General features: G+C 38.1%; 9 protein-coding genes. 1 reads left to right on the forward strand and 8 read right to left on the reverse strand.

All coding sequences use genetic code 11. The features are described 5' to 3' along the window. Position 1: 1 nt before the first annotated feature. The 4 genes from H7U19_RS07045 to H7U19_RS07060 form a co-directional block, all read right to left on the reverse strand. Positions 2-3,550: an ELWxxDGT repeat protein gene (locus H7U19_RS07045; protein WP_186560638.1), complete on the reverse strand. Its 3,549-nt coding sequence runs from the start codon at positions 3,548-3,550 to the stop codon at positions 2-4. A 119-nt stretch (positions 3,551-3,669) separates the two neighbouring features. Then, positions 3,670-5,259 (reverse strand): S41 family peptidase, encoded by a 1,590-nt coding sequence (locus H7U19_RS07050; protein WP_186560640.1) that lies wholly within the window; start codon positions 5,257-5,259, stop codon positions 3,670-3,672. Beyond that, positions 5,259-5,690 (reverse strand): deoxycytidylate deaminase, encoded by a 432-nt coding sequence (locus H7U19_RS07055; RefSeq protein WP_186560642.1) that lies wholly within the window; start codon positions 5,688-5,690, stop codon positions 5,259-5,261. Before H7U19_RS07055 ends, H7U19_RS07050 begins: the two co-directional genes overlap by 1 nt. A gap of 234 nt (positions 5,691-5,924) precedes the next feature. Further along, positions 5,925-6,512 carry a HupE/UreJ family protein gene (locus H7U19_RS07060; RefSeq protein ID WP_186560644.1) on the reverse strand — a complete coding sequence of 196 codons (588 nt, stop codon included), beginning with the start codon at positions 6,510-6,512 and terminating at the stop codon, positions 5,925-5,927. A 134-nt stretch (positions 6,513-6,646) separates the two neighbouring features. Here H7U19_RS07060 and H7U19_RS07065 point away from each other — a divergent pair, with 134 nt between their 5' ends. Beyond that, positions 6,647-7,165, forward strand: a complete 519-nt coding sequence (locus tag H7U19_RS07065; RefSeq protein WP_186560646.1) for a hypothetical protein — start codon at positions 6,647-6,649, stop codon at positions 7,163-7,165. Between the two features lie 115 nt (positions 7,166-7,280). Here the strand turns inward: H7U19_RS07065 and H7U19_RS07070 are convergent, their stop codons facing one another. From H7U19_RS07070 to H7U19_RS07085, 4 genes are all read right to left on the reverse strand, one after another. Further along, on the reverse strand, positions 7,281-7,994 hold the full coding sequence (locus H7U19_RS07070; protein WP_186560648.1) for a tetratricopeptide repeat protein: 714 nt from the start codon (positions 7,992-7,994) through the stop codon (positions 7,281-7,283). 223 nt (positions 7,995-8,217) lie between these two features. Beyond that, the gene (locus H7U19_RS07075) at positions 8,218-9,783 is read right to left on the reverse strand and encodes a LamG domain-containing protein (protein WP_186560650.1); all 1,566 of its coding nucleotides are present in this window, start codon (positions 9,781-9,783) and stop codon (positions 8,218-8,220) included. 13 nt (positions 9,784-9,796) lie between these two features. Next, the gene (locus H7U19_RS07080) at positions 9,797-10,495 is read right to left on the reverse strand and encodes a response regulator transcription factor (protein ID WP_222597395.1); all 699 of its coding nucleotides are present in this window, start codon (positions 10,493-10,495) and stop codon (positions 9,797-9,799) included. Positions 10,496-10,794: 299 nt separating this feature from the next. Beyond that, positions 10,795-13,086, reverse strand: coding sequence for a M28 family peptidase (locus tag H7U19_RS07085; protein ID WP_186560652.1), 2,292 nt, complete (start codon positions 13,084-13,086; stop codon positions 10,795-10,797). Between the last annotated feature and the right edge of the window lie 112 nt (positions 13,087-13,198).

The raw sequence follows: 13,198 nt of genomic DNA on the forward strand, positions 1-13,198 counted from the left end.
GCTAATCCTTAATCACCTTAACTATTACCGGCTCTTCTAAATAAGCCTTTATAAAATAAACCCCTTTGGGTTGATGCTTAAAGTCCAGTTCAATCTTACCATTTATAACTTTATAAATTGAAGACGAAATCAATTGTGATTGTATGGTATAAACCTCCAACTGTACCTCTTTTACTAAAACAGGCAACGCAATTTCAAAAAGGCCAGAGGTTGGATTTGGATAGGCAAGCATATCGCCTCCTAAATCCATTATTTTGGTCAGTTTGCCCTCACATGATTTGCTCGTTGCCACTTCAATCACATCGCCACTAAAACCATAAATATCAAAAGACTTTGAATAAGTTGTTAGAACGAGTTCACCATTTTTAGTAACCGAAAAAGGAGCTGTTCCGTTTTCAATATCAACTTCGACCCTTCCTGATTTGGTAGAAGTTGTTTTCCCAGAAACTGTTGGGCTTTCTTCTAGTGTTACAGAAAAGCACTGTTCATAAGAAGAGTCTTTTATACCTAGGCAAAAATTATAAGTGTCCGGAGGTAAGTCGCTAATGGTGAGGCTTTCAGTGAACCCATAGGACTGACCATTAAGAGTAACTGTATAATCATAAACTTCTTGGGCGGTAATTATAATCTGGGCATTATTTTTTTCAGGACAAGTTTCTCCGATAGTTTGGATATTGAAGTTAGTTGACCCCAGTGAAAAACACCCAACAGCATTTACTTTAATATTTTCACCTGTATTAGGACACTGATCCTTGTCATTCATGACACCGTCGTTATCGTCATCGAGTTGGCTATCTGAACAACCTTTGGCATCTACACTCTCGCCATTGGGCGTATTTGAACAAACATCTAAAAAGTTTAAAACACCATCACCGTCATCATCTGCATTAGGATTGGCGTCCATTAAATTAAGTTTTGCAACGTACAACTCCGAGCCACTAACATCAGTTCTTGCACTGAAGTATAATTTATCACCCGCGGAAAACAGGCCAGAAATATTATCAGAGCCGTCAAAGTTTTTGTCATTGTTGACATTGATATCTATTAAATGCAAGGAACCATTTTTGTTAGCTATTTTCAACTTTTTAGGCAAAAAAGAGTTGGCGTCATCATAAGTGTACACTAAACTATTTTGATGACAGGCAATATTGTCATAATAATTATCAGAACTTATTTTTATTGCCGAAGCCCCATCCGTTCTCCATAATTCTTGATCCAAACCAAACTTATCTCTTACAACAAAGTAAACATCACCACCACATACGGCCAAGTAATCGATATCCGCCGAAGCAATGGGGATTGTAGTATCTAAAGACGCATCGAATAATTTTATTGTACCCTCAATAGTACCGTTTGTTTTATAGACTGCTTTACTAAATGTAGTAGGGCTTTTGGCTACAAAATACATTTCATTATTTAAAACTTCCGCATACTGAATACTACTATCAATAGAATCTCCAAAAGATTTTAAATGGCTAGTGCCCGAGGCCGTACCATCCGAGACCCATAAATCATGTGGACCATATGTAGTTCCGGATGTTTCTGCAACTAAAAGCAGTTTACCCTCAATTTGTCTTAATACCCGAATATCGTTCAAATCAATAACCTTTACTGTCCCATCAATTGTTCCGTCAGTTTGCCAAAGCGCATCTAGACTGCTTCCCTCAACAATAAAATATATCAATCCGTTTAAAACACAGAACTGCTTCGGATAACTCCCGCCAGCCGTTCCATCAACCGTTCTTATATCCTTTAACAAATAGGTTCCGGCTTCTGTGCCATCACTTCTCCATAATTCATAGCCATGGATTCCATCATTCGCATAAAAATAGAGTACCTCATTTATCACAGCAAAAGTTTGCAACCCATTATCATCAAGACTGCCTCTTCTACCTACCCTAATATCTTTTATCATGTGAGTACCGTCTTTGGTTCCATCACTAATCCAAAGCTCAATACCATCCTCACCATTGGAACCCGTAAATATGAGTTTATCTTTAAAATTGATAAACTCAGAATCGTCTCCTACCAAAACTCCATTAGTTCCAAAATCTACATATTTAGTTCCTTTTTCAGTTCCGTCGGACACACATAGGTATTGATTACCACTATAAAAAAGCTTATCCTCTAATGCCAGGTGATTAATTACACTAATCCCGTCTTTGCGATTGGTGTCAACGAATAATTTTGCCTCATTGGTTGTTTCGTCTATAACCCATAGCTCCGTTCCGTTGGATTCTTTCTGTCCATTGAAAAATATCTTGTCTTCAAAGGTCAGAAAACCTTGGGTTACAACAGAACTGCTAGTCCCTTCAATATCTTCAGAAATAACAACCGTACCGCTTTCTGTACCATTACTTTTCCATAAAACGGACTTATCATAAGCACTGCTGTACGCAAAATAAATGATATGTGATTTTGCTTCGTTATAGCCGATCACTTTGGGAAATGATGGCGCTATAAGATATGTTCCACTTTCTGAGCCATCCGTAACCCAAAGCCCTGAGTTGTCCTGCCTATCCATGGCCGTATAGTATAGCTTATTACCAACCTGTTGCAATAATTGCCCATTATCCACCCTTGATTCTACTTTTGGGTTTTCAGTTTCAAATAGTTTTGTGCCAGATTCTGTGCCATCTGTCATCCAAAGTTTATTACCACTAACACCATCATTAGCTACAAATATTAATTTATCATTCAACACCTGTCCTTTTATAAAATCATTACTACTACCTCTACCGGGGTAAATGTCCTTTAATAAATTTGTGCCTTCTGGCGTGCCATCGCTTTTCCAGAGCTCAGACCCATGGGTGTTATCATAAGCAAAAAAGTATAGGTGCTGGTTATAAGTAATAAAACCTTGGCTATGTATCATGCCTCCATAATTTCCTTCATTCAAATCTTTAAATAGAACTGTTCCTTCTTCAGTACCATCCGTAACCCAAATCTCCCTATTAAACTCTTCAGTGTACGCAGTAAAATAAAGTCTATTATTGAATACGTATAAGTTACGAGGGTAACTGCTATTATCAACGCCCGCAATATCTTTAAAAACATTTGTTCCTTCAGGTGTTCCATCACTTACCCAAAGTTCATTGCCATAAGTTTCACTATGCCCTCCAAAAAAGACTTTATCCTTATATACGGTAATAGAAGGAATATTTTCAGTACTAGAATTTGTATTTCTGCTCGTAAGTTGAATTGTGCCTAGCTCTGTTCCATCAGAAACCCAAAGCTCTCTATTTCCTCCACCCAAATGTGCGGAAAAAAACACCTTTTCGCCCATAGGGGTTAAAAGAGAAATGTCATCATAGATTCCCGATTCAAAATCTTTAACTAAAAAAGTACCTTCCTTTGTTCCATCTGAGAACCAAAGTTGATCATCTTCCGAACTAAAAAAGAAACCATTTTCGGTTTTCGTAAACTTTTCTGGATAACCGTCGTTAGAAAATTGCAGTTCCAAAAGAGTAGCGTCTAAAGTCTGTCCTAAAGAAATAAAATGAACTCCTAATACTATTATCCAAAGAAGAGAAAATTGCTTGAAACGCATTAAATTTGAATTTACAAAAGAAATTGAAAGGTAAGAATTTAAAGAATGTCTTTGTGTGATTTTTGTCATACTACAAAAAAAAAGACGAACTACTAAGAATAAAATTAAAGCGGTGATAACTACTCCCCCGTACTCAACCGAATCACCTCCTCAATCATAATATCCCTTTGATTAATGACTTCGTCAAAAGCGCCGTCCCCAAATAGTTGGTCGGCCAAAGTGGCTTTGATGTATTGTTTCACTTCATCGTGATAGGCCACAAATGTAATTTTGGAATCTGCCCTGACATTGAGATAATCCTGAAACTCCAGTACCATATCATCACCGACCTCATAATTATCGATAAAATCCTGACGAGAATAGCCTTCAAAAATAGACCTGTCCCGTTCCAAAGTTTCGAAAACAAAATAACCGATAAAGCCCCTGCGCTGCAGGAAAGTCAATGTTTCGTTTTGCATGGATTTATCTACTGGCACAAACACATCAGGAATAATGCCGCCACCACCGTAAACGGTTTTACCCTCAGGCGTAGTAAATTTTAGGGAGTCGGCCACTTCTATTTTAGTACCATCGGACAGCTCACCAGCTTCCAAACGTTTATAATAATCTTCATAATAAGCCCTATTGCCTTTATCATACGGACGTTGAATGGAACGCCCGGTTGGGGTGTAATATCTAGACACTGTTAGCCGTACTGCACTGCCATCTCCCAAATCCATTTCGCGCTGCACTAAGCCTTTTCCATAGGAACGCCGCCCCACAATAGTACCCTTATCGTTATCTTGCAAGGCCCCAGCCACAATCTCGCTGGCCGATGCCGAGTTTTCATCTATCAGTACAAAAACGTTGGCATCCTCAAAATCCCCTTCTTTGGTAGCAAAGCTTTTTTCAATATCACCTCGCTTGTTTTTGGTAAACAAAATCAATTTGTCATCTTCCAAAAATTCATCCACAATCTGCTCGGCAATCCCCAAAAAACCGCCTGGATTTTCACGTAGGTCAATAGCAATCTGAGTCGCTCCCAAATCCTCAAGCTTATCCAATCCTTTTTTGAACTCTTTATAAGTCGTTTCCGCAAAACGATTCACCTTTATGTAGCCCAAATCGTCCGTCAACATATAGGCCGCATCCACACTTTTTATGGGGATATTATCGCGCCTCACCCTAAAATCAATAAATCGATCCTCGTCCTTGCGGTACACCTTCAGGTCAACATAGGAATACTGACTTCCCTTTATTTTAGCTAGAATATCGTTATCTTTTACATCATCACCATACAATGTATCATTGTCCACCATCACAATCCTATCTCCACCTTTGATACCTGCTTTGGCGCTCGGCCCACCTTCAATAGCACGAATAACGGTAATCGTGTCCTTATAAGTGTAAAAACTGATGCCGATACCTATAAAATCACCTTTCATATTTTCGGCAACCCGCGCCATATCCTCCTTGGGGATGTACACCGAATGCGGGTCCAAATTGTCCAAAATACCGTTTACGGTAACATCAACAATGCTATCCGTATTCACCTCATCCACATAATCGTAATCGATATAGTCAATCAGTCTGTTGAGCTTATCCTTTTTGCTATTTGAAGAAAAAAGTCTGTCCGGAGAATCCCTGAAACTCAATTTGCCACCTACAAAAATCCCCACGCCAATGGCGATGCCTAGCAACAATGGTAGATATTTTTTCTGTAAATGCATTATGCGTTTAAATCTTCAATTAACTTCAATTCTATCCCGGCACGCTCCAAAAACCGCAACCCAGAATCATCCTTATAAGCCCTGCCGTAAACCACCCTAACGATACCCGCTTGGTGGATCAGCTTGCTACACTCCTTGCAGGGTGAAAGCGTAATGTAAAGCGTTGCCCCTTTGCTGGACTGCGTGGAGGCCGCCACCTTCAAAATGGCATTTGCCTCGGCATGCAATACGTACCACTTGGTGTATCCTTCCTCATCCTCACAAAAATTCTCAAATCCAGTGGGCGTGCCGTTGTAGCCATCCGAGATAATCATCCTATCCTTTACAATAATCGCTCCAACCTGTTTCCGCTTGCAATACGACAATTTACCCCATTCCTGGGCCATCCGCAAATACGCCTTGTCGTACTTTAATTGTTTGTCCTCCTGCATATATATTATTTGGGCGTTACCCTCGGTTAAAATTTTGAAAGTTGAAATCCTATCCCGTGCTCGGGTCGGGCTTTCGGGAGTCGCTCTCTCCCGATAGCTATCGGGAGAGGAGCTTCAACAAATCCCTCAATCCCTAACGCGAATCCCTTTAACGAAAATACTAGCTTCATATTTCAAATACAATCCTTTAGGCGTTAAAGTTTTTACAAAAGTTGACCGAAACCTAGGCTTCAATTAGAAAAATTCACCGTTCAATAACATCGGGATGGTCAGTCCAATCACTATGGCCGAAATTACCATAATCCAATCCCGTTTCGAAAATCTAAAAATGGTTTGTACCAAATAACCCAAAAATAGGACGATAAACACGATGATGATTTGGGCAACTTCAATCCCTAAAGCAAACTCCAAAAGCAATAACCATTTATGGTCCGCATCGCCAAAAACCATCCGGAACTCCCTCGCAAATCCCAATCCATGAATCAATCCAAAAAACAGCGTGGTTAAAAATACCACGCCAATGCGGTCCTTTCTTGCACCTTTCCCAGCCGTAAACACATTAAAAATGGCCACCACCAAAATGGTAATAGGGATTAAAAACTCTATCAAAGCGGCACTGACAGACACGATGCTATAGGCCGCTAAAATCAACGATAAGGTATGCCCTAGCGTAAACACCGAAACCAATAAAAGCACACGTTTCCAATCCTTAAACATGTAAGGAATTGTGAGCACCATCAAAAATAAAACGTGATCGTAGGCGTTAATGTCCAGAACGTGGTTGATACCGTACTCGACATTTGAAAGAAAATCATCAAACATCTCAATTAGATTTTAGGGTTAGCCAAATATACGATTATTGCGCCGATTTAGCTTACAACGCCATAAAAAGCGGAGTATTACATGTTAGTCGTCGATACTTGTATATATTTGCAACAACGCTGAAAATAGAGCAAATGGGTTTAAAAACGCTTAGTATTTTAGTTATGATTTCATTCTTGCTTTCCTGCAACAGTGGCACACAGAGCAATACCGAAACTGTTGCCCAAGGGGACAATAGCGAACTGACCAAAGACGACATAGCCAACCTAAAATATCTTGAGTTTACCTTAGACCGCCAGGCCGAAACCATTGCCGAACCTTGGGACGCCTATTCTAGACTGAGGGAAGCTGTTGAAGGGGTAAAAAACGCAGATTTTTCATTTTTTAATGCCGAGGAAAAAGCCTCAACAGAGCTTATCAAAGACTTAAAAGCTACGGTTCCCGACACTTTAAATACCCCATCGGTTTTATCCAGAATTCTGGTTATGGAAACCATGCTCCAGAAAATGCAGGAAACCTCAGGGCTTTCTACCACTACAAAAGCAGAGCTTTCACAAGCCGTTAAGGATGTGCTAGTCGCCTATTCCAACCTTAACTTCCAGCTGAACAAAAAATTGGAAAAAGACAAGCAAAACATTCAACGTCCGATTTAAAAAAGGACAAACAATCCCACAATTTCACTAGAGACATGTTCCCCTCCTGGGATAGGAGAGGTTGCGCAAAAAAAAAGCGTTCCGAAGAACGCTTTACAAATTTTATTTCTATTTACTATTGCTTAGGCTCTGCCGCTTGCACCTGCATCGCTTGCTTTTGTCTTAGCAGTTGGTTTTTGGTTAACTGCACCATGTTGAAATTTGGAGCATTTTTTAAGGTCGCGTCCAAAATATCCATCGCTGCATCCAAATTATTTTTTCGGTCTTTTTGATAGACTTGCAGTGCATTCAAATACATAAAAGCACTTTTTAAATCTACTTGGTAAGGCTGCTGTTGTTCGTAAAAAGTCCATTTCATATCGGGCTTGGCATTGGCCAATCCATAATTTATATGTGTTAAGGCAGCATCAACGTTTTGCAATTGTAAATTAAGCTCTGCTAGTTCGTAAGCCAGTGGTGCACTTGGTTGCCTCTTAAATATTTCATCAAAGTGCTCCAATGCACGCTGAGGCTGTTTCACTGCTTTAAGCGACATCGCTTTTACTTCAACCGCAATATCGGAATCATCTATTTTTTTGTCAATCCCGATGGTATTTAGGGCTTGCATATACTGCCCTTCAGTCATATAAATATATGCCAAGGTATCCTTTCTGGCTTCTGAAGGCGCCAAAACATTTAAATGAGTCATCGCATTGATTACCCCTTGAATATCGCCCTGCAAACGCATTTGTTTGGCGTAGGCCTCAAAGTGCGCTATTAATGCCTCATTGCTCTGTGCGCTCATCTGTAGTGCCCCCATTAACACCACCAACATCACTAATCGTTTCATCTGTTTGTCTGGTTTAAAATATAACGCCCAAAACTATAAAAAAATACCAGTTTTTCTCTTAAAAGTTTATTAATTGTTGGTGGGGCTACTTTTTTACAGGAATAAAAACCGAAGGCTTTCAAATTTATTTCGTTTAAAAAACCAGAACATAAATACAACTGAAACGAAAGCATTTATTACCATTTTCATTCTGTCAATACTTTCTTTGAAATATGGAAATAATTTATTCATTAAACAAAATTTGAATTTCATTTTGAGACAATGCCTTGCCGTATATCCTAAAGTCATCAATATCGCCTTCAAAATAATTTCCTGAACAATAAACGGTTCTTCCAATATATAAGTCAAGGGTTGTCGAAAAATCAATCCCAGCTGAAATAGTTTCTTCAGCCTCTAATTGACCATCCAAATAGAAAGACAAACGACCGCCATCTCGCAGCAATACAGCATTATGCCATTTTCCATCATTTACTGCTTCTTTTGAATTAAGTAGGTAGTCATTTGATGATCTGACTCGGTATTGTAGTAAGTTTCCAGATGCTTGGCTGGTTTGACTCAATCCAATAGTTGGTCCAGATGCTTGAGAACAACTGCTAGTATTTCTTTTGTTCCAAATAACCCCCTCATCTGCAGTCGAGCTTTTAAACCATACAGATATTGTAAAATCAGAACCACCAAGGGAATTATGATTTGAAGATGGAACTTGTATAAAATCATTAACTCCATCAAAAGTATAAGCACTATTTGGGTTTCCATGCCTATCAGTCGTCAGCGTAGCACCATTCACAATTCCATTATTGCTATTTCCTGATTCGTCGTTGGCGTTGCCGTTAAAGGGGTAGTGGGCTATTAAACCAAGTGTATTATCATTTTCTAAGATATCTTCTAGACTATTGATTTCATTCTCGTTTTCTTCAAGTTTCAAATACTCATCCAATATATAGTTATCGATTACATTTAATACAGAACCAATGCACTCGTCGGCTCCATCACCAGTCGACACAAAACTCAAACATCCAAAAGCTACTCTGAACGAGTCAAAAATTTTAAATATATTTTCAACATCATCATAAACATCTTGAGGAACGTAAATTTTAAATCCATTATCTGCTAAAATTTCACCCCAACGTTCTCCTATATTAAAAAAACAATCAAACGAAGCAGGGATAGCTGCAGGATTTACAGATGATAAATGAACAGCCAGCATAACACAGGGAACAGCATCAATTCTGTTGCTTACATTATTGACAAGATTATAAATCCAGCTATTAATATCTTTACTATTAGATTTTTTTGAAAAAGATTGAGTATCCCAATTAAACTCAGTTTCAACATTCCTAAGAATTTCTACTTCCCCATTGGGTGACATAATGCCCAAATCTAAAGTGTTTCCAGAAAAATTTCTTAAAACAATGGTTGTATCCTCAAACAAAATCTTATCAAAATTTCCCTCTTCGTCATATAGAATTGTCAAATCTTTGTTAACCCCAGAATGATGAAATAAAACTGTTTTCGGAATTTCTATATTATTTTCATTTTTTTCTATGTATATATAGTCACTCGAACTTTTTGGCAACACTAGTAAATCAAAATTTGATTCATCACTTATATCTACTATTGCTAAATCCTTAAAATCATTTTCAGTCGTATTTTCACTACCTTTCTCACTACAGCCAAAAAATAATAAACTAAATATCCCGATAATTAAACTAAATCTATACATATTAAATTTGATTGGTTTTACAATTACTAATTTCTTAAACACTAAGCAAGCAAACAATACTAACATGTTAGTATTTTAATTAAAGCAAATCAAAATGAAAGGCATATTTGTACAGTTCGGTAAAAGTCTTCGTTTCCAGTTTTTCAAAAATCCGTTGTCTATGCGTCTTTACCGTATTTACAGAAATATAAAACTCATCTGAGATTTGGGGAGCCGTTTTCCCTATGGCCAATTCTTTTAGTACTTCTTTTTCACGTTTTGTTAGTGATTGAAATCTTTTGAAATTCTTTTTGAAAAAAGTATGCTCTTCCAACACTTTTTCGATTAAAGCGCCATGAGTTTTTAAGTCTTTAATGGAATGAGAAATAGAAATTAACCCGTTTTCTGATAACTTGCAGTTGGTAAAATACCATTCATAGTGTTTACCATATACTGCTTTAAGGCGTTGAAAAAAACTAAATGATTTAGTAGTATCTCCTTGTTGAACATACTTCAACAATAATGGTGGAATACTTAAAAATTCATCTGGATGTATAATTTTTTGCATTATAGGAATCCCCTCTTTAATTACTACTTCAACGGGATGCTTATACATTTCCTCACCAGACTTATCCATAAAACTTAAGGAAAAATCCTTTAAATAGTTGACATGCAAAGTCCCAGGCATTAGACTTCCAATCTCCTCAAGCGTTAACTTTTTTTTAAATAAAGAATCTATTTTGCAGATTGACCTATGTAAGGATTCCTGATCCTCCTTGTGACTTGATTTACGACTCATTATGCAGTTAATTACCACAAAAATCCAAAATTCAACTAATTGTAAAAATAATTGGGTTATAAAGGGCTAAAAATCTGTTTATGTGAAAAATATGCTAACATTAACGTTCAAGACAGCCATCAAAGGGCTATGGAACAAAATTTATTATTTGCACTTTCTAACTCGATGTTCATTAGCTTTCTTTATTCAAATTTAAAAAATGAATTTCATCAACATCAAAAAACATAAGTGGAAATAATTTTACATTAACCTGCTGTATCATTTTTGAATCATATCCTGATTATTAAAAACCACAATCATCAAGGAACAACAATCCGTTGCTTCAAAATCACCGCATCATTCAACACAAAAGGTTTAGGTATCGTATGCGAATAGCGTGCCGGGATATCAAATAAATCGTTATCCATCAAATCGTAAGAGGCCTCATAAATTGTGAATTCGGGGTTTTGGTTCTTTGCTATTTTGAATTCCATTTCCAGTGGTTTGTCGTCTGACACGTAATAGGTAAACATACGCTGGGAAGATCGATTGTTGTATTTGAATTTATGATCCTCTTCGATTTGCAATCCGTTTATTTTAAAGGATTGAAATTTATAAGATTTATTCGCAAACACCTCTATACGGTGCACTCTCCGTTGTGAGGTAATACAAACTTCCACCGTTTTGAAGTCACTGGGAAGCGTATCATTGGAAACTACCTCAACGATGGGTTTTGGCACATTTATAACCTCGGCTGGTTTTGTATGCACCAATGAGGTGCTGTATTTGCTGATAAACACATTATCTCCTCCAGCTTCTGAAGTTTTACCATCAAAAAAATTGGCCGTCCAATCGTCTAATAGCATGTCGTAAGTACCCCAACTGGCGGTTTCATTATCCACATCCAACATATAAATCAGGCTATTGGGTTTTGGGCGTTCGCGGGTAAAATCCGATTTAAAATGTGTACTCACCAAAAAGCAAAAGGCCAAAACAAAAAACAAATAGCTCCATCGTTTTTTATGTCGGAATACCGCAAAAACGCCAATCAGCAATCCAAAAACCAAGGCTATAAGGGCTGTGGAGGTCACAAGCATTTTTAACCCCAATCCTACGGGAAACATCTGAATCAATGGGGCATATATCATTATAGCTGGAAACGCCAAAAACGTCATGGTAAGTAAACTCGGTTTTTTTCGCTTTAACAACACGAACAAACTTACCAGCCCAAAATACAATGGCACAATAAAAAAACTAGCTCCATCCAGTTTAAAGGCTACCCCGGCACAAATCAATAACCAGAAGAACAATGGCCCTACCAATAAACTGGCTCCGTTTTCAGGCTTATAAACTTTGCTGTACGCCAAAAGGCAAATGGCTAAGGATATGCAGACAAATGCAGAAATATAGGCATACCCGTTATACGTAAATCCTTGGAGCATTTCGCCGTATTCCGGGTAGAGAACCATCAGCAATTTCCATCCGTAAACACCAACAACGGCACAGCCAATCAGTGACACCAAAAATGCCAAAAACCCTTTACCGACAGCCTTTATTTCGATTCTTCGTCGCTTGAAACCATAAAACAACAATAAGGCAAAGGCAAAAAACCCAATAATCAACATGGGTAAAATCCAAGAAAACGGATAGGTTACCATTCCAAAAATTGGCATATTAAAGTACACCAAATCATCAATACTTTTAAGCTTGCCCAAATCGGCTTCGCCAAAGTAATCCAGCAACGGCATTAAATAACTGCCTTGGTGTTCCAGCGATTTCCTGTCCAACCGCTCATAAGTATCCAACGATGTGTGATAATCAAAATGGTCATCGATAAAGGCAAAATTTAGACCTTCAATATCACCGTCGCCCCTCAAATACGTTAAATCCGTATCATTGGGCAACATTTTATAAATGCTATAAAATAAGGAGCTTCCAAAAGGAAATTCTACATCGGCTTCGGCAAACGCCTTTATTACATTGGCATTGCCCTTATTCGTTTCAATCAGCATAATACTTGCCCCCCCGCTGCCGCGAGCTTCAAAATTCAGTGCCAAGCCCACATTTTTAGCCCAAGGATGTTGATTTACGAACAAATCCGCCCCGTTGAGACCCAACTCCTCTGCATCTGTTATCAGTACCAAAATGTCATTCTTCGGTGTTCTATTTTTGGCCAAAAACGCACGCAATCCTTCTAAAATTGTTACAACGCCCGAGCCTGCGTCACTAGCTCCAAAAGAGGAATGGGGTTCACTGTCGTAATGCGTCATCAACAATAAGGCTTTACCATTACCACTTCCTTTTAGTTTTCCCAAAATATTTATGGGCTTTGAAAATTCCCCATCCTTATCAATCGCATAGCCTTCTTGTGTTTCAATTTCAAGGCCCAATTTCCCCAATTCGTCTAATATATAATGACGTACACTTGCATGCCCATCACTTCCTAAAAAATGTTTTTCCTTCGAAATTTCCTTGAGATGCACCAAAGCCCTTTGGGTAGAAAATTGGTCATCCGGGGCATCAATAGTAGAAATATCATTGGGCAAAATGGCCGAAAAACCCCAATAAATGGCAACGATAATCAGCAATATGGCAATACCTTTTTTAATCATAATTTAGAAATAGCAGTTTGTAAATATAAAAGTACGCAATTTAAGGTTGTGGTGCTTCTGCCAAAACATACTTTAGGAATACTGATTTTTTTTGCCTACATTTAGTTTATTA

It is taken from the genome of Hyunsoonleella aquatilis (assembly GCF_014270105.1).
GTDB lineage: Bacteria > Bacteroidota > Bacteroidia > Flavobacteriales > Flavobacteriaceae > Jejuia > Jejuia aquatilis.